This window comes from Rhodanobacter terrae, assembly GCF_042657005.1.
Lineage (GTDB): Bacteria > Pseudomonadota > Gammaproteobacteria > Xanthomonadales > Rhodanobacteraceae > Rhodanobacter > Rhodanobacter terrae.
The window spans coordinates 210,371-232,366 of sequence record NZ_JBHSNG010000001.1 but is presented as its reverse complement, the minus strand read 5'-3'; the positions used below and the strand labels follow the sequence as shown (position 1 = coordinate 232,366).

Below are 21,996 nucleotides of genomic sequence, written 5' to 3'. Positions count from 1 at the left end.
CGTCAGCGCGTCCGTTTCAGATCGAGCAGCAACACGCCGGCCAGCAGCCAGCCGATCATGCTGAGCAGGAAGTACACCATGTCGCGAACGTCGAGCACGCCACGGGCGATAGCTTCGAAATGCCGCAGCATGGACAGATGTGCCACCGCGTTGATCAACCGGCGAGGCAGTGCGCCCGAGAAGAAGTCCAGCACCTGCGGCTGCCCGACCAGAATCAGCAGCACGCATACGAGCGCGCTGAGGATGAACGCTACCACCTGGCTGCGGGTCAGTGCGGACATGCAGCCGCCGATCGCGATGAAGCAGCCGGCCATCAGCCAGCTGCCCAGATAACCGGCCACGATCACGCCGTTGTCCGGCGAACCGAGATAATTGACCGTGATCCAGATCGGAAATGTCAGCACGAGCGCCAGGCCGATGAACAGCCACGCCGCGAAAAACTTGCCGAGCATCGCCTGCCACAGCGTCACCGGGAGCGTCAGCAGCAGTTCCAGCGTACCGCCCTTGGATTCTTCGGCCCACATGCGCATGGTGATCGCCGGCACCAGGATCAGGTACAGCCACGGATGCATCACGAAGAACGGCTGCAGGTCGGCCTGGCCGCGCTCGTAGAAATCGCCGACATAGAACGTGAGAATGCCGGCGAGCACCAGGAAAATCACCAGAAACACGTAAGCCACCGGCGTCACGAAGTAACTGCGCAGTTCGCGCCGCATCACGGCGCTGATCGGACTCATGCGTAGCCCCCGGCGGCGGCGCTGTCGGCCGTGGTGATCTGGCGGAACACCTCGTCCAGCCGGCCACGCTCGAGCTGGATTTCCGAAACCTCCAGCCCCTGCTCGCGCAGCAGCGTTTCGACCGGCCCCAGGATGCGCTCGCCGGGTTTCGGAAACACGGTGATGCGGCCATCCAGCGGGTCGACCTCGATCGCCGCCACCTGCGGCAACCGGCCCAGCATCTCCTGGGACATGCCGCTGCCCGGCGCGCTGAAGGATACGGCGCCGTGATAACGCGAGCGCGCCTCCAGTTCGGCCGGGGTGGCATCGGCCAGCAGCTTGCCGCGGGCGATGATCACTACCCGATTGCACAGTGCGTGCACCTCCTCCAGCAGATGGGTGGAGATCAGGATCGTGCGTTCCCGCGCCATCACGTCGATCAGCTGGCGCACCGCATGCTTCTGGTTCGGGTCGAGACCATCGGTAGGCTCGTCCAGCATCAGCACCGGCGGATCGTGCAGGATCGCCTGGGCCAGCCCGACACGGCGGCGCAGGCCCTTCGACAAGGTGTCGATGCACAGTGCCAGCACCTCGTCGAGCTGCAGTTGCTGCACTATCGCTTCGAAACGCCGATAGCCGGCATCCGGCTTGAACCCGCGCATGCGGATGATGAACTGCAGGAATTCGCGCACCGTCATCTCGCCATAGCTGGGTGCGCCCTCCGGCAGGTAGCCGAGTGCGCGCTTCGCCTTCAGCGGTTCGCGGTTGACGTCGTAGCCGCACACCCGTGCGGTGCCCGAGGTGGGCACCAGAAACCCCGCGATCATGCGCATCGCGGTGGATTTGCCGGCACCGTTGGGGCCCAACAGGCCCAGCACCTGGCCGGGTTCAACACGAATGCTCAGCGCATCCACGGCGGTCAGGTTGCCATAACATCGGGTGAGCTGGTCGGTTTCGATCATGTCCGGTGATGGGCTGTGGCGGGCGTCGGATGCTGGCGGTAGACGCCGCGGATCGTCCTGCAATGTACCGCAAGACATCGACAAAGTTCGGCCTGGCCATCCGTACCGCCTGCCGCCTTCGAAAAAGAAAAGGCCCTTCCTTGGCGGAAGGGCCTCTTGCCGTACTGCACAACCCGCGGTCGGATTACTTGCCGACGCTGGCGCCCGCAGCCGGCGCTGCCGTCGTGCCGGCCGGTGCCGGCGCCGAGCCCGAGGCCGCCGGTGCCTGCGTGCCGTCATCAGGCGACGGCGGCTGCAGGCCAGCTTCCTGTTCCGGGGTCTTTTCCGGCGCATTGCTGATCGGCAGGTACACGTTGTACTTCGCGTACGCGGTGATGTTGCCGCTGGCGTCCTTCACTTCCGGCTTCACCACGATGTCGTACGAACGGTTGACCACATCGTCGAACTTGTAGCCATGGGTCTGCGCGTAGGCCTTGAGCATGTCGCGGGTCTGTGGCACGCCGGCGAAAGTGCCATTCCATACGCCCTTCAGCGCCGCGCCGCCAAACGCCAGCGTGGCGCGCACGTTGCCGTCCACCGCCAGGCGGCCGTAGCGATCGCGGCTGCCGACGGCCACATTGTCCGAACTGGCGGTGGCAGAGGTGCCGGCTTCGGCCGGCGCACTGGTATCCAGCGGCGCCGGGGTCGGCGCGGTCAGCTGCTCGCTCTGGCCATTGACGGTCAGCGTGCTGGAATCGATGGGCAGCGCCACGTCGAAGGTGTAGGTCTGGTCGCCATAGTTGGTGGTGAACAGGATGCGCGGGCCGGTCACGTTCACGCCCAGCTTCTTGGCAGCAGCCTGGATCTCGGTGGTGGCCTTGGCGATGGCGTCATCCAGGCCTTCGAGACCTTCCTTGCGCTCGATCGAGCTGGGCACCAGCAGCACCGGGGTCGGCTGGGTCTGTTCGATGGACGGGATCAGCTGGCTGTAGTCGATGTTCGGCACACCGGCCAGCACGTTCTGCAGGTTGTTGAGGCTGAACTGGATGAACGAATCGGGATCGCCATGGATGTACAGGTTGGCGAACCGGTTGACCAGGTTCCAGCCATAGGACACGTCATACGACCAGGTGACCTGGGTCAATTGCCCGCGGCTGCCCTGACGCTCCAGGTCCAGCGTGAAATGCTTGTCCAGGCCACGCCAGTTGTTGTCCAGGTTCCAGACGATGCTGGCGTTCTTGGTGTTGCTGTCGATCTTGTCGAAATCCGGCGTGGCGCTCGCGATGGTCAGGCCGCCGTTGCCGAGCTTGGGATCGGTGCTGACCCAGCTGATTTCGGCACCCGGGCCGTAGGCCTTGCCGGAGAAACTGAACTGCACGTTCTTGTCGAGCGAACGCAGCACGGAGTAGTCGGGCAGCCGGCGGAAATTGTCGAGCATGTCGTAGACCTGGCGCATGTCCTTGCCGACGACCAGCGCGCGTTCCACATGGCCTCTGCCGGGCATGACCACAGCCGCCAGGACACCGAGTGCCGCAACGATGACCAGGGCAACAAGAAATTCAAAGACACGCATCATTCCAGAGTTCTCCGAAGCGTCTTTACGCCAAACCTAATAAGATGTCGCCCCAGCCGCCGCGCGGGTCTCGGCGGACCGTGACAGGGGGTCGGCAAACGCCGAAGCTACGGATGTTACTTGCTCGCGGGCAGGAACGCTATCCGCTGATGCCGGCGCAGCCGGACGGCCAAAAAAGCGAGCGGCGGAGCCGTGCCCGGCGGCCACGGCGAGCGGCCGGCCGGGGTGCCGACGGACTCAAACGATGCCCATCTCCAGCGCCTTCAGGACCGCCCGGGTGCGATCGCGCACGCCCAGTTTGGACAGGATGTTGGAAACGTGATTTTTCACCGTGCCCTCGGCGACTTTCAGCGAATTGGCGATTTCCTTGTTGCTGTAGCCGCCGGAAAGCAGGCGCAGGATCTCGGTCTCGCGCTCGGTCAGCGGATCGGGCTGCTCCAGGCTGGTGAAATGATTCTGCATACGCGCCACGCCGGCCATCAGGCGCTGGGTGACCATCGGCGCTACCAGCGAACCGCCGGCGGCGACCATGCGTACGGCCTCCACCAGCTGCTCCAGAGAGACATCCTTGAGCAGATAGCCACGCGCACCGGCCTTGAGGCCTTGCAGCACGAGCTGATCGTCGTCGAAGGTGGTGAGGATGATGGTCGGCGGCAGTTCATTGCGCGCGGAAAGCGCCTGCAGCACTTCCAGCCCGCTCATGTTCGGCATGCGCAGGTCCAGCAGCACCACGTCCGGCTTGATCCGCGGAATGTCCTGCACGGCTTGTGCACCGTCGGCACATTCGGCCACCACCCGGATATCCTCGGCCAGATCGAGCAGCGAGCGAACGCCCTGGCGCACCAAATTCTGGTCGTCGACGAGACAAACGGAGATCATCGCGAATCCTCGGGCAAACATGATTCAGGGAGCGGCGCCGGAACCGGCGGGCCGCACCCCTCCCAGATGACGGCGCATTCTCGCACGCCGAGTGAAGCCAACATTACGACACATTCAGCGCAGGCGGTTCAAACCGCGACGGCGCGTGCGCCAGCGCGGAGTGCTCGCCCAGCGGCAGCCGCACGGTCAGCGCGAAGCCCTGGCCCGGGCCGGTGTCCAGGGTCACGCTACCGCCGAATTCGGTCAGCCGTTCGCGCATGCCGGACAGGCCATTGCCCGGTTCGACCCGCTCGGCGCCACGACCATCATCGCGTGCATGCAAGCCCAGCAGGCTTTCCCCGGCGTAGGCGAAATTGAGCCAGAGATTGCGCGCACCGGCATGCTTGGCGGTATTGGTGATGATTTCCTGCGCGCAGCGCAACAGCACCTGCGCGCGGCGCGGATCCTCGACGCTGAAACGCGGCGGCATGACTACATGTACGTTCAAGCCGGGCACGCCCTCGGTCAGGCTGCGCAATGCATGAGTCAGATCGATCGCGTCGTCCTGGCGCAACTCGCTGACCACCTCGCGCACGTCCGCCAGAAGCAGCTTGGCCGTGCTCTGCGCCTTGCGCACATGCGCCCCGGCCGGCTCGCTGGTGAGATGGCTGGCCACTTCCAGGTTCAGGCTCAACGCGGTCAGGTGATGACCGATCAGATCGTGCAGATCGCGTGCGATGCGCATGCGCTCGGCGATGCGGCTGGACTCGGCCAGCAGGGCGCGGGTGGCGCGCAGCTCGGAATTCAGCCGCCGCTGCGCCTCGCGCTGCTCGGCCTGCTGGCTGGCCACCGTCGAGGTGATGAAAACGAGTACCGAAATGCCCAGGTACAGACTGGCCTGCAGGAAACTGACCATCACGCTGTGGTCGTATTCCGGGAAAGTGACGAAAATCGCAACCAGGCTCAAATGCTGCAACACCAGCCAGAAGACACCCGGCCAGAACGGCAGCAGCCACGGCAGCACCAGCGAGACGACCACCATCAGCATGGCCGAAAGCCCGCTGTGGCTGTACCAGCCCACCGCCATGGCGGCGGCCGTCATCAAGGCCAGTCCCAGCAACTTCAGAACCGGATAGCGGCGCGAACCGAGATTCTCGGTCAGCATCCAGTACATCAGGCCGAAGATGAGGTAACACAGCGTCCACAGCAGCAGCGAGAAGTTGGGGCGATGCAGCTGATCGAACCGCTCGGTGATCCAATAGGGAATCAGCGGTGTGCCGGCCGACAGGTAGGTAAAGAAGCCCGCGTAGCGGAACAGGCGGATATGATTGAAGAAGGGCCAGCGCATACCCCGCATCATTGGCCGTACGGGGGGTTTCGCGCAATGCGCGAGAAGTCATGGACGACGGTTCCCCCGGCTTGCCGCTTTACGAAGCTTTTACATGTGCCATCGCGAGATGTAAGGGGCACGGCTGCATGTCATAATGAGCCATTGCGCGAGGCCGCTGGTCGACCTTGTCCCCGAATCCATCATTGCGGAGCAACGAATGGCCCTTGCCATCCGCGACGTGTGCGAGCACGACCTGGATGCCGTACTGGCGCTCAACAACGCTGCCGGTCGCTCCATCCTCGCCCTCGAAGCCAGCCAGTTGCGCTACTTCTACGAGCACGCCGAATATTTTCGCGTGGCCGAGATCGACGGCCACCTGGCCGGCTTCCTGATCGCGCTGCGCGAAGGCGGCAATTACGAAAGTCCCAACTACCGCTGGTTCGCCGAACATTACCCGCAGTTCGTCTACATCGACCGCATCGTGATCGCGAATGCCTACCGGCGTCACGGCCTGGGCCGGATCTTCTATTGCGACGTGCAGAGCTACGCCGAAGTGCGGGTGCCGCTGCTCGCCTGCGAAGTGTTCCTGGAGCCGCGCGACGACGTGGTGGTGCTGTTTCACGGCACCTACGGCTTTCAGGAGGTCGGCCAGCAGCGCATGGGGAAAGACGGCCCGCAGGTCAGCCTGCTGGCCCGCGATCTGCCGAGCTACGCCTACGTACGCGACACCTGGCTCGAACATGGCGGCCTGCCGGACGTACCCTGGCTGGCCGAGCGCGAACGCCCTTTTGCGAATGACTCCACCCCACGCCGCCTCGCCGGAGAGCGGCGTCCATGAATGCAAAGATGGAAACTTCCGACGCGTGCGACCTGCGCTTCGGCCAGGTCGGTATTGCCTGCGTGCGCGTGCGCCGGGTCGACGCCGCCGCGTTGTGCGACGAACTGGAACGCCGCGTGCGTGCCGCGCCGCAGATGTTTGCCCGCGCTGCGGTGGTGCTGGACCTGAGCCACCTGCTCGACCTGCCCGACGACGGTGCCGTCGACGCGCTGCTCGAAGCGGTGCGCAGCGCCGGCATGCTGCCGGTGGGCCTGGCCTACGGCACCAGCGAGACCGAAGCACTGGCCAAGCGCATGGGCTTGCCGCTGATCGCCAAGTTCCGCGCCGCCTATGAACCGGTCAACAGCAGTCCCGCCGCCGAACCGGCCACGCAGGCGGAGCCGGCTGCTCCATCGGTGCAACGCGAGCCCATCCTGTCCGCGCCGGCTCCCGGCATCTTGCAAGGCGCCCAGCACCATGCCGGCTCGGTGCGTTCGGGCCAGCAGGTCTATGCGCGCGACCGCGACCTGATCGTCATCGGCGCCATCGCCAACGGCGCCGAGGTGATCGCCGACGGCAACATCCACATCTACGGCAGCTTGCGCGGGCGCGCCATGGCCGGTGCGCAGGGCGACCAGAAGGCGCGCATCTTCGTATCCGACTTCCGCGCAGAACTGGTAGCGATTGCCGGGCAGTATCGCGTTTTCGAAAAGATACCCGGCGACCTCGAAGGCCAGTCCGTGCAATGCTGGCTCGATGGCGAAAAGCTGATGATCGCCAAGCTGTGATCACCTACAACAAGAACAATCATGCGGAGATGGGCCCTTGACTGCTGAGATTATCGTTGTCACTTCAGGCAAAGGCGGCGTCGGCAAGACGACGACCAGCGCCTCGCTCGCCACCGGCCTTGCGATGGCCGGCAAGAAAGTCGCCGTGATCGACTTCGACGTCGGCTTGCGCAACCTGGACCTGATCATGGGCTGCGAACGGCGCGTGGTGTACGACTTCATCAATGTCGTGCACGGCGAAGCCACGCTGAAACAGTCGCTGATCAAGGACAAGCGCCACGACAACCTCTACGTGCTGGCCGCCAGCCAGACCCGCGACAAGGACGCGCTGACCCAGGAAGGCGTCGAGAAAGTACTCGACGGCCTGTCCGAAGACGGCTTCGAGTACGTCGTATGCGATTCGCCGGCCGGCATCGAGAAGGGCGCGCATCTGGCGATGTACTTCGCCGATCACGCGGTCGTGGTGGTCAACCCGGAAGTCTCCTCGGTGCGCGACTCCGACCGCATCCTGGGCCTGCTCGCCAGCAAGACCCGGCGTGCCGAGCGCGGCGAAGGCCCGGTCACCCAGCATCTGTTGCTGACGCGCTACAACCCCGCCCGCGTCGCGATCGGCGAAATGCTCAGCGTCAAGGACGTCGAGGAAATCCTCGGCATCGAAGTGGTGGGCGTGATCCCCGAATCGGAAAACGTGCTGACCGCCTCCAACAACGGCATCCCGGTGATCGTCGATGCCAATTCGCATGCCGGTCAGGCTTACAGCGATACCGTAGCCCGCATCCTCGGTGAGGAGCGCCCGCTGCGCTTCATCGACGTGCCCAAGAAGGGCTTTCTCCAGCGCGTGTTCGGAGGTTGATCACGATGGGCATTCTCGATTTTCTGAAGCGCAAGCCGGAGGCCACCGCCACCGTGGCCCGCGAGCGCCTGCGCATCATCGTGGCACAGGAGCGTTCCAGCCGCGGCGCACCGGACTACCTGCCGATGATGCGCAACGAGTTGCTCGAAGTGATCAAGAAATACGTTCACGTCGACCTCGATGCGATCAACATCAATTTCGAGCGCGACAGCGGACACGAAATCCTCGAACTCTCGGTGACCCTGCCGGAAGGCAAACAGGCCGCCAAGAGCGAAACCAAGAGCGAAGCCAAAATCGGCTGAGCCTGCCCCGGGGCACCCAGCCCGTAATCGCCGCAGCATGTCCGCCGGACAATCCAGCGTCGCCCGGCGTCGTCTCCCCCTCGGTCATCTGCGCCAACCGCGCACGCCCATGCCTTCCCCCACCTCTCCCCATGCCGATTCCGACGGCCCGGCCAGCACCGTGATGCGGATGGCGCAGATCGGATTCGAGGCGTCCACCGCCCTGCTCGCCCGCCATGGGCTGCTCTTGCAGCAGGTGTCCGCCGGCGAGCCGATTCCCGGCAGCTTCTGGGGCGACGAGGAAGCCGGCATCATCGGCAACACCGTGTATGCGCGCGACGACACGCCGGTGCATTCGTTGCTGCACGAAGCCGGCCACCTGATCGTGCTGCCGCCGGAAAGACGTCCGGACGTCCACACCGACGCCACCGATTCGATCGAGGAAGAGGACGCCACCTGCTACCTGCAGATCGTGCTGGCCGACCAGCTGCCCGGCGTGGGACGCGTGCGGCTGATGGCCGACATGGATGCCTGGGGCTATACGTTCCGGCTCGGTTCGGCGCTGGCGTGGTTCGAGCAAGATGCCGGCGAAGCGCTGAAATTTCTGCAGGAGCGCGGGCTGATCTGAGCGTCCCTAGCGCGCGTGCCACTCGCCGTCGCTGCCCTTACTGTATTGCTTCTTCACAGCCGCCCAGGCGACCTTGTGGGCAGCCTCCTCGCGCGATTCATCGCCACGCCGCTCGTTCTCGTCGGCGTATTCGTCCCACGCATGGTTGAACGCCTCCTTGTAGATGTCCTGCGCGTGCGTCGGCAGGTGATTGCGTACCGAATCGGGCAGGTCACTGATGGCTTTATAAGGCATGACAAGACTCCATGGGCCTGAGTAACGCCACTCATCACCCATGCACGGTCAAATGGCCGTCAACGTCGTGTCGTCGTTGCGGCAATTCCCGTTCGCCATTCGCCGCCGCCCCCGTCGAGCGGCGTGATCGCGCCGGGCACTGGCCTCACCGCGCATCGCGGCTCCGAGCAGACTAGCGACCATCGCGACAGCATCGGTGACGTCATGGCCACGCGCAGGCTGGTGCTGCTGTTCGACGGCATCTGGAGCAAGCCCGAATCGAATACCGGTGTGGAACGGTTGCCCCAGCTGGCGGCGCGCGACGCCACCGGCGCAATGGCCGCTCAGCGCGGCTCGGCAATCTCCGCCTGCATCCCCGTGGCCGGCTCGGCGGCTGCCGCTGGCCGATCGGGCGAACGGCGCGTGATCGCGTGGTACCACCGCCATGCCAACACGCCGGTAACGGTCAGTACCGATGCGCCGAGCGCGAGATGCAGCATGCTGACCGACAGCAGTGGCGAGAGCACGCCGGCCACCACGCTGCAGAGCAGCAGGCTGGCGAACGCCTGCACCGAGGAAATCCCGCCGCGCTGCCGCGGGAAACGATCCAGCAGCAACAGCGTCAAGGTGGGGAACGCTAGCTGCACGCCGACGCCGTGCAGGATCAGCGGCAGCATCGACCACGGCAGCCGCGGTGCGGGAAACGCCCATGCCAGCAGCAGATGCAGCGCACAGGCCAGCAACATCACCGCATAGCCCAGATTCAGCGTGAACGCCGCACTGTGCCGTTCGGCCATCCGTCCAGACAGCCACGCGCCACCGATCAGACCGGTTACCACCGGCAGGAACAGCCACGGGAAACCCGCCGCCGACAGGTGCAGCAGCTGGCGCACGATGCGCGGTGCCGAGGCGATATACAGGAACAGGCCGGCGAAGTTGACCGAACTGGAAATCAGCAGCGGCCAGAACGGCCGATCGCGGCCAAACGACAGGTAGCCGGCCAGCAGCGGCCGCGGCGCAAACGACGTACGCCGCGCCGGCGGGTGGCTTTCCGCCAGCAGCAAGGCCAGCGCCAGCGCCAGCAACGTGGTGAATCCCGCCAGCACCCAGAAAATGCCGTGCCAGCCGCCCAGTGGCAGCAGCAGCGCGCCGACCATCGGCGCAATCACCGGCGCCACCCCGAAAATCATCATCACGTGCGACATCAGCCTCTGCGCGGCAGGGCCTTCATGTGTATCGCGGACTATCGCGCGCCCCACCACCAGGCCCGCACCGGCGCACATGCCCTGCAAACCGCGGCAGGTCAACAACATCGCGAACGAGGTCGACAGCGCGGCGCCGGCCGACGCGAGCGCATAGACCAGCATGCCGGTGACGATGACGGGCTTGCGTCCGATCGCATCGGAGATCGCGCCGTGGAACAGGCTCATCGCCGCATAGGTGATCAGGTACACGCTGAGCAGCTGCTGCAGCGCGGCGTCGTTCACCGCAAAGCGCGCGCCGATCAACGGAAATGACGGAAACACTGCATCGATCGAGAACGGCCCGATCATCGACAACGCCGCCAGCAGCCAGGGCAGGCTGCGGCGCACGGTGCGATGTGGAGGGTTCATGGCGGCGCGACGGTAGCGGCAAGGCCACGCAGTATAGGGCCGCCGCGACGACGCACAGCGCTTGACTGCAGCACCGTCAGATCGACTAGGATGCCCACTCGGGAGATGGCATGCCTCCCGTTTCGGGGAATCTCCGGCATCCCGGAACAAACCACTTCTCGCCCGTCGTTGAGGTTGATGATGCCTGCACCACCGGCTTCCGGGGGCGCAGGCGTGCCTGCCACCGCGGTAACCGGACACTTTCATTGTCAGGAGACGCGCTCGTGGGCTTTAGCGGATTTGTTGCAATTGGTGTCGGCGGCGCGATCGGCTGCTGGCTGCGCTGGGGATTGGGCGTGCTGTTCAATCCGCTGTTCCCCACCTTGCCGCTGGGCACGCTGGCGGCGAATCTCGTCGGCGGCCTGCTGATGGGCTGCGCGATAGGCGTCTGGAATCACTTCCAGGCACTGCCCCCGCAGCTCCAGCTGTTCGTGTTCACCGGTTTCCTCGGCGGGCTGACCACGTTCTCCACTTTCTCGGCCGAATCCGCCACGCTGCTGCTGCGCCAGCAATACCTGTGGTTCAGCGGCCACGTGGCGGTGCATGTGATCGGCTCGCTGGCGATGACCGTGCTCGGCATCTTCCTCACCCGCAGCGTGCTGCGCCATTGATACGGGGAACCACATGAATCAGGAACACCTGCAACAAGGCGTGCATCTCTATTTCTACTGCCACCTGCGCGCCAAGCACGACGGCATGCTGCTGTCCGAGTGGCTGCTGGAACAGGCCAAGCAGCATAACCTCGGCGGCGGCTCGGTATTCCGCGCGATCGCCGGTTTCGGCCGGCACGGCGTGCTGCACGAGGAGCAGTTCTTCGAGCTGGCCGACGACCTGCCGGTCAAGGTCGAATTCCTGCTGCGCGAGGATCAGGCCGAGCTGCTGGTGCAGCTGGTGCGTGCGGCCGGCGTCGATGCGACGTATGCGTATTCACCGGCTAGCTTTGCGGTGGTCAGCAAACACTGATCAGCGCGAATCGCCCAACGACGAGGCAGGCATGAGCCAGGACGATCTGAAAAACCGCGCCAGCGAATTGCTCGAACAAGCCGGCATCCACATCGACGGCGATGCCCCGATCGACCTGCGCGTGCACGACGGGCGCCTGTACAACCGCGTGTTCGCGCGCGGCTCGCTGGGCCTGGGCGAGGCCTACATGGACGGCTGGTGGGATGCCGATGACCTGCCCGGCCTGTGCACGCGACTGCTCACCGCCGGGCTGGATCAGGAACTGAAAACGCTGGACACCTTGCTTGCGCACCTCAAGGCCCGGTTCATCAACCTGCAGCGCGGCGAGCGCGCGTTCGAGATCGGCAAGGCGCATTACGATCTGGGCAATGACCTGTTCCAGGCCATGCTGGGGCGGCGCATGGTGTATTCCTGCGGCTACTGGGCGAAGGCCGACAACCTCGACGATGCACAGGCGGCCAAGCTCGATCTGGTCTGCCGCAAGCTGCAGCTCAAGACCGGCCAGCGCGTGCTCGACATCGGCTGCGGCTGGGGCGAAGCGCTGAAGTACGCCGCCGAGCACTACGGCATCGAGGGTGTCGGCATCACCGTCTCGCAGGAGCAGGCCGACTACGCGCGCGATCTGTGCGCGGGGCTGCCGGTCGAGATCCGCCTGCAGGATTACCACGACATCAACGAGCGCTTCGACGCGGTGTATTCGCTGGGCATGTTCGAACACGTCGGCGGCAAGAACTATCGCGTGTATTTCGAAACCGTGCGCCGCTGCCTCAAGGAAGACGGCTTGTCGCTGCTGCACTGCATCGGCAGCAACAGCGCGCCGGCGCAGACCGATCCGTGGATCGAGAAATACATCTTCCCCAACTCGATGATCCCCGCCGCCAGCCAGGTCGCCGCCGCGCTGGAGGATCTGTTCGTGGTCGAGGACTGGCACAACTTCGGCGCCGACTACGACCGCACCTTGATGGCATGGCGCGCCAACATCGAAGCGGCGTGGCCCTCGCTGCCGGCAACCTACGACGAACGCTTCCGCCGCATGTGGCGCTATTACCTCGCCGTGTCCGCCGCGGTGTTCCGCAGCCGCCGCGACCAGCTGTGGCAGATCACGCTGAGCCCGCATGGCGTCGCTGGTGGCTACCGCGTGCCGCGCTGAGGTCGCTGTTGGCCGGAGTCCGGCTTTTTTTTGCGGCGACGTATCCGCCGGCACGATGCAAATCCAACGGAAGCGAACCATGAATCAGAAAGAAGACCCACTCTCCGAATACCTCGTCCTCTCCCGCGGCCAATGGGACAAGGACGCCTCGCGCGAAGATATCCAGGACGCGATCGACCGGTTCTACGCGTGGTATGACCGGCTCCTCGGCGAGGGCAGGATGGGAGTCGGCAAGCGGCTGGCGCGGGAGGGCAAGGTCGTGTCGCGGCGGGCGACCATGGACGGCCCGTTTGCCGAAGCCAAGGAGGTGGTCGGCGGTTACTGGTTCATCCTCGCGAACAGCCTGGACGAAGCAGCATGCATTGCGGCGGAAAACCCGTGCCTGGCTTACGGCCTGGTCTGCGAGGTCCGGCCGATCGACCCCGCACGCGGCAGCGCCTACGCATTGACCAACGAGACCCCGACCTAGGAATACGGCGGAACCCATGCACATCCGCCTCGACGACCTCACCGGCTCCGACATCATCCAGCTGCTGCGCGAGCACCTGCAGGGCGTGGCGCAGCATTCGCCGCCGGAGAGCGTCCATGCGCTCGACCTCGACGGCCTGCGGCGGCCGGAGATCACGTTCTGGAGCGTGTGGCCGGACGGCGAGCTGATGGGTTGCGGCGCACTGAAGGAGCTCGATCGCCGGCACGGCGAGATCAAGTCGATGCGCACTTCCGCGGCCCATCTCCGCAAAGGCGTGGCGGCGAGGCTGATCCAGCACATCCTGGAGGAGGCCGAGCGCCGCGGCTACGAGCGCGTGAGCCTGGAGACCGGCTCGATGGAAGGATTCGCGCCGGCTCGCCGCCTGTATGCGCGCTTCGGCTTCGTGACATGCGGGCCATTCGCCGACTATGCCGAGGACCCCAACAGCACGTTCATGACCCATGCGATACGCGCGACAATGCCGACATGAAACCGTCCTGGCCCGCGCGCCTGCTGCTCTGCCTATTCCTGCTGCTGCCCGCGGCAGCCATCGCCCGCCCCGCGTTATGGGTGGTGAAAAACGCCGACACCACCATCTACCTGTTCGGCACCGTGCACCTGCTGCCGAACGACACCGCGTGGCACTACCCGGCGCTGGACCGGGCGGTGGCGGACAGCCGTACGCTGTATATCGAGCTGACCGACGACGACCAGGCGAACATGATGGCGCTGGTGCTGCGCTATGGCCTGGACACGGAGCACCCGCTGTCGAGCCTGCTGAATCCGTCCGAACAGCTGCGGCTGACGACGGCGGCGACCAGGGCCGGGGTGCCCGGCGGCATGCCGGCGCTCAACGTGATGCGCCCCTGGCTGGCGGCATTGACGCTGGCGACCGCGCCGCTGCTGAAAGCCGGGCTCGACCCCGAGCATGGCGTCGACAAGCAGCTGAAGGAGCAGATGGCCGGTGACGGCAAACAGGTGCTGGGGTTGGAAACCGCCGAGCAGCAGATCCGCTTTCTCGCCGACATGCAGCCGGCGGTGGAACTGGCCTTCCTGCGTTCCAGTATCCGCGATGTCGACAAGGGCCCGCTCGAACTGACCCAGCTGATCGACGCGTGGAAGAACGGCGATGTGGCCACCATCGCCCGCCTCGAAGACGAGGACTTGCGACAGACCGAGCCGAAGCTGTATCAGCGCCTGCTGGTGCAGCGAAACCAGAACTGGGCCGCCCGCATCGGCGACCTGCTGCGCCACCACAGCGGCACGATCTTCATCGCCGTCGGCGCCGCCCACCTGGCCGGGCCGGACAGCGTACAGGCGCAGCTGCACAAGCTGGGCATCGATGCCGCCCGCCAGTAGCGGAAGGCTTGTGGCGGATTGTCTGCTGAAGGGACAGCTGCGAATGGTCGCGTCGCGACGTAAAGCCCCTCTCTCCCCGGGAGAGGGTTCGGTCGGAGCGCAAGAGTGACATTTCCCGCTCCGTGCGCACCCTCATCCGCCTGTCGGCACCTTCTCCTGGAGGAAGAAGGGCTTCCCCTTGCAGCTTGGCGGCTTGCTGAGGACGCGGATCGACGGTGAGCTGGGAATCGGCGCTTATCAGATCGCCCCATGAGACCGGATGACCAGCCCTTCGGCTGTCAAGAGCCCCGCTTGGCCAGCCGCCTCGATCAGTCGATGCCAGCGACAGCGTGCGGCAAGTAGCGTGCCTCGAGCGCCTCGATCTCGGCATCCGGCAACCTGACCGCCAGCGCCGCCACCGCTTCTTCCAGATGGTGCGGCTTGGTTGCACCCACGATCGGTGCGGTCACCGTGGACTTGTGCAGCAGCCAGGCCAGCGCCACCTGTGCGCGCGGCACGCCAAGTCGTGCGGCGACCTCGCCGACGCGTTCCACCACGGCCTTGTCCGCCGCCTTGCTCGCGGCATACACGCCATCGCCCCACGGGTCGGAGCCACCGCGCACGGTGCTGGGTTCGTCCTCCCACGCCCGCGCCAGCCGGCCGCGCGCCAGCGGGCTCCAGGGCACCACGCCGATGCCCTCGGCCGCACACAACACGAGCATCTCCCGCTCTTCCTCGCGGTACAGCAGGTTGTAGTGCGGCTGCATCGAGACGAAACGCGTCCAGCCGTGCAGGTCGGCGGTATACAGCGCCTTGGCGAACTGCCACGCCGACATCGACGAGGCACCGATGTAACGAGCCTTGCCGGACTTCACCACGTCGTGCAGCGCCTCCAGCGTCTCCTCGATCGGCGTGGCCTCGTCCCAGCGGTGAATCTGATACAGGTCGACATAGTCGGTGCCGAGCCGGCGCAGGCTGGCGTCGATCTCGGTCATGATCGCCTTGCGCGACAAGCCACCGCCGTTCGCATCGGCACGCATCGGATAGAACACCTTCGTCGCGATGACGACTTCCTCGCGCCGGGCGAAGTCATGCAATGCGCGACCCAGCATAAGTTCGCTGTCGCCGCCCGAATACATGTTGGCGGTGTCGAAATAGTTGATGCCCAGCTCGAGCGCGCGCCGGATGAACGGCCGGCCGTGCTCCTCATCCAGAGTCCATGGCCTCTCGTCGGTGGGCGTTACCGAATAGCTCATGCATCCGAGGCAGATGCGCGAGACCTTGAGGCCCGACTTGCCCAGATTGATGTAGTCCATGGTGAATTCTCCTCTTGGTTTCTCGGAAATATGCACGAAAAAAAACAGGCGCGGCACTCACCGGCGACTCGCCCGGTGCAGGTTGACGCCGGCGATGACCAGGGTGATGCCGGTCATCTCGACGGGACTCGGTATCTGGTGCAGCACCACGACGCCGACCATGCTCGCCGTAGCCGGCAACAACGCGAGCAGCAGCGCGAACGTGGCCCGCGGCAGACGCGCCATCGCCAGCTGGTCGCATATATAGGGGACCACCGACGACGACACGCCGATGCCGATGCCGGCGGTCAGCAGAGCCGGACTGGCGAGAGCCACCGTTGCATCATGCAGGCCCAAAGGCATTACGACCAACAGCGCCACCAGCATCGCCGCGGCGAGCCGATCGACCCCTGCACTGCCGCCGTCCCTGGCGACACGATGCCCGAGCACGATGTAGAGCATGAAAAGGCCGCAGTTCGCAAAGGCGAACAGGAAACCCATCGGCGCGTCCGCGATCCGGATGTGAGTCAACATCCAGACGCCGGCCACCGCCACGGCGAGCGCGACGATATTGCGCTGCGTGCGCGTGCCCGCCAGCGCCAGCGCGATGGGGCCGATGAACTCGATCGCGCCCACGGTGCCCAACGGCAGTCGTGCGATCGCCAGATAGAAACAGACATTCATGCAGCCGAGTACGGCGCCCAGCGCCACGATGGTCCAGCGGCCATTCGCGTCCTGCCGCAGGAAATAGCGCCACGGCCTTCGCCACAGCGCAAAAATCAGGCCGGCGCTGGCGATCCTCAGCCATGCCACGCCCAGCGGTTCGACGCGGGAAAAGAGCAGTACGGCAAACGCCGGGCCCAGATAGTGGAACACCGCACTGACGACGAAATACAGCTGCGGCGGCAACCGTTCATCGAGAGAGGTGCAAGGAGACGGCGAACGGCCCAGCGCTGATGTTTGCGGTTCATCGTGCATGGCTCTACTTTTACAAGCAATAAGCGCATGATCAATCAAGATATAAAGGGTTCGTGGGACAAATTTTTACTTGTTGAAGGTTTGGTGAGCCATATGCCTCAGATTTCCAGCCTCATGTCCGATCCGCGCAATATCGCGCTGATTCATGCCCTGCAGGCCGACCCGCGCCAGCCGGTGACCAAGCTGGCGACCACCGTCGGCATGTCGGCGCCCGCAGTGAAGGAACGGCTGAACCGGCTGGAGGACGCCGGCGTGATCCGCGGCTACCGCCTCGACCTGGATCCCAAGGCGATGGGCTGGCCGATCACGGCGTATGTCCGCGTGCGGCCGGTGCCGGGACAATTGCCGAAGATCGCCGAACTGGCGCAGAAGATGCCGCAGGTCGTGGAATGTCATCGCGTTACCGGCGAGGACTGCTTCATCATCAAGGTGCATCTGGATGCGCTGGAAAATCTCGACCTGATCCTCGACCGCTTCCTGCGCTACGGCCAGACCACCACCTCCATCGTGCAATCCACGCCGGTCCCCTTGCGCGCGCCGCCGCTGCCCGCCGTCAAGAGCAAAACCCGATGAGGCGCGGCCGCCGGCGCCTCACAATAATCGCCGCGAGGCAAGCTGTCCCGCGACGGCATGATCTGGCACCATCGACCGGCTATCCGCGCTCTGCGCGCAACTCATCAGACGTCCCCGCATGAACCTGCAAGCCAATTACGAACAGATCCCGCTGAAGGAATACGCCGAGCGGGCCTATCTCGACTACTCGATGTACGTGGTGCTGGACCGCGCACTGCCGTTCGTCGGCGACGGCCTGAAGCCGGTACAGCGGCGCATCATCTACGCGATGAGCGAGCTGGGCCTGGCCGCCACGGCGAAGCCGAAGAAATCCGCGCGCACCATCGGCGACGTGATCGGCAAGTTCCATCCGCACGGCGACAGCTCCTGCTACGAAGCGATGGTGCTGATGGCGCAGCCGTTCTCGTACCGCTATCCGCTGGTCGACGGTCAGGGCAACTTCGGCTCGCCGGACGATCCGAAGAGCTTCGCGGCGATGCGCTACACCGAATCCAAGCTCAGCCCGATCGCCGAGGCGCTGCTGGGCGAGCTGGGCCAGGGCACGGTGGACTGGGTGCCGAATTTCGACGGCACCATGGACGAGCCGAGCTGGCTGCCGGCACGCGTGCCGCACGTGCTGCTCAACGGTTCGATGGGCATCGCGGTGGGCATGGCCACCGATATTCCGCCGCACAACCTGCGCGAGCTGGCCAGCGCCTGCATCCGCCTGCTGGACGATCCGGACGCCAGCGTGGCCGACCTGTTCGAGCACGTGCGCGGACCGGATTATCCGACCGAGGCGGAGATCATCACGCCGCGCGCCGACCTGCTGGCGATGTACGAGAGCGGCACGGGCTCGGTGCGTGCCCGCGCGGTGTACCAGCGCGAGGAAGGCAACATCGTGATCACCGCGCTGCCGCATCAGGTCAGCCCGTCGAAGATCCTCGAGCAGATCGCCGCGCAGATGCGCGCGAAGAAGCTGCCGATGATCGAGGACCTGCGCGACGAGTCCGATCACGAGAATCCGATCCGGCTGGTGCTGGTGCCTCGTTCCAGCCGCGTCGATGCCGACGAGCTGATGCCGCACCTGTTCGCCACCACCGATCTGGAGAAGAGCTTCCGCATCAATCTCAACATGATCGGCCTGGACGGCCGGCCGCAGGTGAAGAACCTCAAGCGCATCCTCGGCGAGTGGCTGACCTTCCGCACCAGCACGGTGACCAAGCGCCTGGAACATCGGCTGGCCAAGGTCGAGCGCCGGCTGCACCTGCTCGAAGCGCTGCGCATTGCCTACCTCAACCTTGATGAAGTTATCCGCATCGTGCGCAGCGAGGACGAGCCCAAGCCCGTGCTGATAGCGCGCTTCAAGCTCAGTGAGGAACAGGCCGACTACATCCTGGAAACCCGCCTGCGCCAGCTGGCGCGGCTGGAAGAGATGAAGATCAACGCCGAGCGCGACCAGCTCGAAGAGGAACGCGCCAAGATCACCGTGCTGCTGAAATCGCCGGCCAAGCTGAAGGGGTTGATCAAGGAAGAATTGCGCGCCGACGCCGCCAAGTTCGGCGACGACCGCCGTTCGCCGCTGGTGCAGCGCGAGGCGGCGCAGGCGCTGGACGAGAGCGCGCTGGTCGCCAGCGAACCGGTCACCGTGGTACTGAGCCAGAAAGGCTGGGCGCGCGCAGCGAAAGGCCACGACATCGACGCCGAAGGCTTGAACTATCGCGAGGGCGACGGCCTGCTCGCCACCGTGAAGGCGCGCACCACCCAGCAGGTGGCGTTCATCGACTCCACCGGCCGCAGCTATTCCACACCGGCGCATACCCTGCCCTCGGCACGCGGCAACGGCGAACCGCTGACCGGGCGCTTCAGTCCTGTCGCCGGCGCCAGCTTCGACGCGGTGATCGCCGGCGACAACGACACGCGCCTGATCCTCGCCACCGATTTCGGCTACGGCTTCGTCGCCCGCTTCGAATCGCTCACCGGCCGCAACAAGGCCGGCAAGCAGATCATCAGCCTCAGCGACGGCGCGCACGTGCTGGCGCCGCAGATCAGCGCCGACCCGGCGCGCGACCGCATCGTGGTGGTCACCACCGAAGGCCATCTGCTGATGTTCTCGGTAGCCGAACTGCCCGAGCTTGACAAGGGCAAGGGCAACAAGCTGATCGAGGTGCCGAAGGCCAGGCTCGCCAGCGGCGACGAGCGCGTGGCCGGCATCGCGGTGGTCAGCGAGGGCAAGGGCGAGGTCACCTTGTACGCGGGCCAGCGCAAGCTCACCTTGAAGTGGTCGGATCTGGTCGAATACGGCGGCAACCGCGCCACCCGCGGCGGCCTGCTGCCGCGCGGCCTGCGCCGGGTGGAGCGGATCGAGACCACCGGCTGAACGGCGCGGCAGGAACTTCCTGCCGCCGCACGCTTCGAAGGTGGAGGTGCACGCCAATGCGCGTGGCGCGTTGAGCACGTCATACCCCGGAGTCAAGCATGAACATCAAACGGCACCTCACTGCCCTCGCAACCCTCTTGCTGGTCGCCACGGCATCGGCACAGACCGCCAACAAGCCGCTGAACCTCAAACTGCCGCCCAGCGATGTGCCGGCAACCAGTTCGACGACGGCCAAGCCTGCCAGCCCTGCGCCCGGCGCGTATTACGGCGACACCAGCGGCCGCATGGGCAACAACGACGCCACCGCAGCCACCACCACCGACTGCGACGACTACCGTTACAACCAGCCGCAGGTCCACGGCAGCGTCGGCATGGGCGTGGTCAGCGGCAACCATTTCGGCGGCAGCTACCAGACCGGCACGGTCAACCTCACCAAGGCGTTCGGCAGTTGCGATCACCCCACCGGCGGCGTCAGCATCTCGATCGGCGGCGGCACCGGCAATTTCCACGGCCACGGCCACTGATCGATCGGCAACGCAACGCAGACGGAAGCCGTCCATGCATGGCGAATACAAGATGCTCGGCGGCAAGCTGGTGGTGATCGACCTGGACGTGCGCCACGGCCGGCTCGCCGATGTGCGGCTGAGCGGCGATTTCTTCCTGGAGCCGGACAGCGCGTTGCGCACCATCGACGCCGCGCTGGAAGACCAGCCGGCACAGGCCACCGAGAACGAGCTCGCCAACGCCGTGCGCGACGCGCTTCCGCCCGACGTGATGATGTATGGTCTTTCGCCGGAAGCCATCGCGGTCGCCGTGCACCGCGCCTTGCATGGGGAAGCCGAGGCATGACGCGTACCGATTGGCGCGACCACGACTGGCAGCTGATCCACACGACTCCGCAATCCCCGTCGCTGCACATGGCGCTGGACGACGTGCTGACCCATGAAGTCGGCGCCGGTCGCCGCCGGCCGACCCTGCGCATCTGGGAATGGGCCGCCCCGGCGGTAGTGATCGGCCGCTTCCAGTCGCTGCGCAACGAGGTCGACGCCGACGCGGCAGAGCGCTATGGCATCGAAGTGGTGCGCCGGGTCAGCGGCGGCGGTGCCATGTTCGTCGAGCCGGGCAACACGATCACCTATTCGATCTACGCGCCGCAGTCGCTGATCAAGGGACTGTCGTTCCAGGAGGCCTATGCCTTCTTCGACGAGTGGGTACTGCAGGCGCTGGCCGAACTGGGCATCAAGGCGTGGTACCAGCCGCTCAACGACATCACCTCCGAAGGCGGCAAGATCGCCGGCGCCGCCCAGGTGCACCGTGGCGGCGCGGTGCTGCACCACGTGACGATGGCCTATGACATCGACGCCGCCAAGATGCTGGACGTGCTGCGCATAGGCCGCGAGAAACTGTCCGACAAGGGCACCGTCAGCGCGGCCAAGCGGGTCGATCCGCTGCGCAGCCAGACCGGCCTTCCCCGCGAGGCAGTGATCGAGCGCATGGTCGCCACCTTCCGCCGCCTGCACGGCCTCAGCGACGATGCCGTGCGACCGGCCGAGCAGGTGCGGGCCGAGGAACTGGCGCTGGGCAAATTCTCCAGCACCGCGTGGCTGGCCGACGTGCCCTAGCGCCCCCGCGATCTTGTAGGAGCGGCTTCAGCCGCAATGCCTGTATCGCAAGTGAAGCATCGCGGCTGAAGCCGCTCCCACAACGGCGAAAGCACGGCGCTACAGCCGGGTGTACGACCACGACTGCATGCGGCCGTCCCTGTACGGCATCACGCCGTGGAACGGACGCGGGTCGGTGTCGAACACCAGTGGCAGGAAGTGGCGGTCTCCTTCCCACATCGGCAGTTCCATCAACCGGTCCAGCGCCACCCACTCCAGCGTGCCCTCGGGGTTGGATGTCAGCGGCGTCCCGCTGTAACGCTCGATCACGAAGATGAAGCCGAGCCAGTCCTCGCCTTGCTTGCCGAAGCCGGGCCAGTTCAGCGTGCCGCGCAACTGCATCGACTCGCAGCTGATGCCGGCCTCTTCGAAGATCTCGCGCCGCATGCAGCCGGCGATATCCTCGCCCGGCTCCATCTTGCCGCCCAGACCGTTGTACTTGCCCAGGTGCTGGTCGTCCGGGCGGGCATTGCGATGGATCATCAACATTTCGCGACGGGCGGGCGAAAGCACGTAGCCGAGGGTTGCCACTATCGGGGTATAGGGCATCGCAGGGGCAC

At 65.5% G+C, this 21,996-nt stretch carries 26 protein-coding genes; 16 read left to right on the top strand and 10 right to left on the bottom strand.

Going from position 1 to position 21,996, the window contains the following annotated elements; translation table 11 throughout:
• Nucleotides 1–2: 2 nt before the first annotated feature.
• The 5 genes from ACFPPB_RS01065 to ACFPPB_RS01045 all read right to left on the bottom strand — a co-directional run bounded on the left by ACFPPB_RS01065 (nt 3) and on the right by ACFPPB_RS01045 (nt 5,436).
• Nucleotides 3–737, bottom strand: a complete 735-nt coding sequence (locus ACFPPB_RS01065; protein ID WP_377323517.1) for an ABC transporter permease subunit — start codon at nt 735–737, stop codon at nt 3–5.
• A complete protein-coding gene (locus tag ACFPPB_RS01060) occupies nt 734–1,678 on the bottom strand; it encodes an ABC transporter ATP-binding protein (protein ID WP_377323515.1) in 945 nt (314 codons plus the stop codon). The genes ACFPPB_RS01065 and ACFPPB_RS01060 overlap by 4 nt, the downstream gene beginning before the upstream one ends.
• Nucleotides 1,679–1,862: 184 nt before the next feature.
• The gene (locus ACFPPB_RS01055; protein ID WP_377323513.1) at nt 1,863–3,233 is read right to left on the bottom strand and encodes an SRPBCC family protein; all 1,371 of its coding nucleotides are present in this window, start codon (nt 3,231–3,233) and stop codon (nt 1,863–1,865) included.
• 234 nt (nt 3,234–3,467) lie between these two features.
• Complete coding sequence (locus ACFPPB_RS01050) at nt 3,468–4,109, bottom strand: response regulator (RefSeq protein WP_072761839.1); 642 nt, start codon at nt 4,107–4,109, stop codon at nt 3,468–3,470.
• A 103-nt stretch (nt 4,110–4,212) separates the two neighbouring features.
• Nucleotides 4,213–5,436 carry a sensor histidine kinase gene (locus ACFPPB_RS01045; RefSeq protein WP_377323511.1) on the bottom strand — a complete coding sequence of 408 codons (1,224 nt, stop codon included), beginning with the start codon at nt 5,434–5,436 and terminating at the stop codon, nt 4,213–4,215.
• Between the two features lie 199 nt (nt 5,437–5,635).
• Here ACFPPB_RS01045 and ACFPPB_RS01040 point away from each other — a divergent pair, with 199 nt between their 5' ends.
• The 5 genes from ACFPPB_RS01040 (at nt 5,636) to ACFPPB_RS01020 (ending at nt 8,785) form a co-directional block, all read left to right on the top strand.
• Entirely contained in the window at nt 5,636–6,256 is a 621-nt protein-coding gene (locus ACFPPB_RS01040; protein ID WP_377323509.1) for a GNAT family N-acetyltransferase, read from the top strand.
• Complete coding sequence (minC, locus tag ACFPPB_RS01035; protein WP_377323507.1) at nt 6,253–7,023, top strand: septum site-determining protein MinC; 771 nt, start codon at nt 6,253–6,255, stop codon at nt 7,021–7,023. The genes ACFPPB_RS01040 and minC overlap by 4 nt, the downstream gene beginning before the upstream one ends.
• 37 nt (nt 7,024–7,060) lie before the next feature.
• Nucleotides 7,061–7,876 (top strand): septum site-determining protein MinD, encoded by an 816-nt coding sequence (minD, locus tag ACFPPB_RS01030; protein WP_377323505.1) that lies wholly within the window; start codon nt 7,061–7,063, stop codon nt 7,874–7,876.
• Between the two features lie 5 nt (nt 7,877–7,881).
• On the top strand, nt 7,882–8,178 hold the full coding sequence (gene minE, locus ACFPPB_RS01025) for a cell division topological specificity factor MinE (protein WP_377323503.1): 297 nt from the start codon (nt 7,882–7,884) through the stop codon (nt 8,176–8,178).
• A gap of 88 nt (nt 8,179–8,266) precedes the next feature.
• The gene (locus tag ACFPPB_RS01020) at nt 8,267–8,785 is read left to right on the top strand and encodes a hypothetical protein (protein ID WP_377323834.1); all 519 of its coding nucleotides are present in this window, start codon (nt 8,267–8,269) and stop codon (nt 8,783–8,785) included.
• A 6-nt stretch (nt 8,786–8,791) separates the two neighbouring features.
• Here ACFPPB_RS01020 and chaB read toward each other — a convergent pair whose 3' ends face one another.
• Entirely contained in the window at nt 8,792–9,019 is a 228-nt protein-coding gene (chaB, locus tag ACFPPB_RS01015) for a putative cation transport regulator ChaB (protein ID WP_377323502.1), read from the bottom strand.
• Between the two features lie 323 nt (nt 9,020–9,342).
• Entirely contained in the window at nt 9,343–10,611 is a 1,269-nt protein-coding gene (locus tag ACFPPB_RS01010; protein WP_377323500.1) for a multidrug effflux MFS transporter, read from the bottom strand.
• A gap of 263 nt (nt 10,612–10,874) precedes the next feature.
• Here ACFPPB_RS01010 and crcB point away from each other — a divergent pair, with 263 nt between their 5' ends.
• The 6 genes from crcB (at nt 10,875) to ACFPPB_RS00980 (ending at nt 14,591) form a co-directional block, all read left to right on the top strand.
• On the top strand, nt 10,875–11,261 hold the full coding sequence (crcB, locus tag ACFPPB_RS01005; protein ID WP_377323498.1) for a fluoride efflux transporter CrcB: 387 nt from the start codon (nt 10,875–10,877) through the stop codon (nt 11,259–11,261).
• A 13-nt stretch (nt 11,262–11,274) separates the two neighbouring features.
• A complete protein-coding gene (locus tag ACFPPB_RS01000; protein ID WP_377323496.1) occupies nt 11,275–11,613 on the top strand; it encodes a DUF190 domain-containing protein in 339 nt (112 codons plus the stop codon).
• Nucleotides 11,614–11,644: 31 nt separating this feature from the next.
• Nucleotides 11,645–12,763 (top strand): cyclopropane fatty acyl phospholipid synthase, encoded by a 1,119-nt coding sequence (gene cfa, locus ACFPPB_RS00995; protein ID WP_377323494.1) that lies wholly within the window; start codon nt 11,645–11,647, stop codon nt 12,761–12,763.
• A gap of 79 nt (nt 12,764–12,842) precedes the next feature.
• Nucleotides 12,843–13,232, top strand: a complete 390-nt coding sequence (locus ACFPPB_RS00990; RefSeq protein WP_377323492.1) for a YciI family protein — start codon at nt 12,843–12,845, stop codon at nt 13,230–13,232.
• Between the two features lie 16 nt (nt 13,233–13,248).
• Nucleotides 13,249–13,722 carry a GNAT family N-acetyltransferase gene (locus ACFPPB_RS00985; protein WP_377323490.1) on the top strand — a complete coding sequence of 158 codons (474 nt, stop codon included), beginning with the start codon at nt 13,249–13,251 and terminating at the stop codon, nt 13,720–13,722.
• Complete coding sequence (locus ACFPPB_RS00980) at nt 13,719–14,591, top strand: TraB/GumN family protein (protein WP_377323488.1); 873 nt, start codon at nt 13,719–13,721, stop codon at nt 14,589–14,591. The genes ACFPPB_RS00985 and ACFPPB_RS00980 overlap by 4 nt, the downstream gene beginning before the upstream one ends.
• A gap of 308 nt (nt 14,592–14,899) precedes the next feature.
• Here the strand turns inward: ACFPPB_RS00980 and ACFPPB_RS00975 are convergent, their stop codons facing one another.
• Both ACFPPB_RS00975 and ACFPPB_RS00970 read right to left on the bottom strand, forming a co-directional pair.
• Nucleotides 14,900–15,886, bottom strand: coding sequence for an aldo/keto reductase (locus ACFPPB_RS00975; protein ID WP_377323486.1), 987 nt, complete (start codon nt 15,884–15,886; stop codon nt 14,900–14,902).
• Nucleotides 15,887–15,943: 57 nt separating this feature from the next.
• Nucleotides 15,944–16,843 (bottom strand): EamA family transporter, encoded by a 900-nt coding sequence (locus ACFPPB_RS00970; protein WP_377323484.1) that lies wholly within the window; start codon nt 16,841–16,843, stop codon nt 15,944–15,946.
• 93 nt (nt 16,844–16,936) lie between these two features.
• Between ACFPPB_RS00970 and ACFPPB_RS00965 the strand changes: the two genes are divergently transcribed.
• The 5 genes from ACFPPB_RS00965 to ACFPPB_RS00945 all read left to right on the top strand — a co-directional run bounded on the left by ACFPPB_RS00965 (nt 16,937) and on the right by ACFPPB_RS00945 (nt 21,397).
• Nucleotides 16,937–17,416, top strand: coding sequence for an Lrp/AsnC family transcriptional regulator (locus tag ACFPPB_RS00965; RefSeq protein ID WP_377323482.1), 480 nt, complete (start codon nt 16,937–16,939; stop codon nt 17,414–17,416).
• Nucleotides 17,417–17,534: 118 nt separating this feature from the next.
• Entirely contained in the window at nt 17,535–19,775 is a 2,241-nt protein-coding gene (parC, locus tag ACFPPB_RS00960) for a DNA topoisomerase IV subunit A (RefSeq protein WP_377323480.1), read from the top strand.
• 98 nt (nt 19,776–19,873) lie between these two features.
• The gene (locus ACFPPB_RS00955) at nt 19,874–20,299 is read left to right on the top strand and encodes a hypothetical protein (protein WP_377323479.1); all 426 of its coding nucleotides are present in this window, start codon (nt 19,874–19,876) and stop codon (nt 20,297–20,299) included.
• Between the two features lie 34 nt (nt 20,300–20,333).
• Nucleotides 20,334–20,624, top strand: a complete 291-nt coding sequence (locus tag ACFPPB_RS00950) for a biotin--protein ligase (RefSeq protein WP_377323477.1) — start codon at nt 20,334–20,336, stop codon at nt 20,622–20,624.
• A complete protein-coding gene (locus tag ACFPPB_RS00945; protein WP_377323475.1) occupies nt 20,621–21,397 on the top strand; it encodes a lipoate--protein ligase family protein in 777 nt (258 codons plus the stop codon). Before ACFPPB_RS00950 ends, ACFPPB_RS00945 begins: the two co-directional genes overlap by 4 nt.
• 99 nt (nt 21,398–21,496) lie before the next feature.
• On the opposite strand, the gene ACFPPB_RS00940 is transcribed toward ACFPPB_RS00945, so the two are convergent.
• Entirely contained in the window at nt 21,497–21,985 is a 489-nt protein-coding gene (locus ACFPPB_RS00940) for an NUDIX hydrolase (protein WP_377323473.1), read from the bottom strand.
• Nucleotides 21,986–21,996 lie beyond the last annotated feature (11 nt).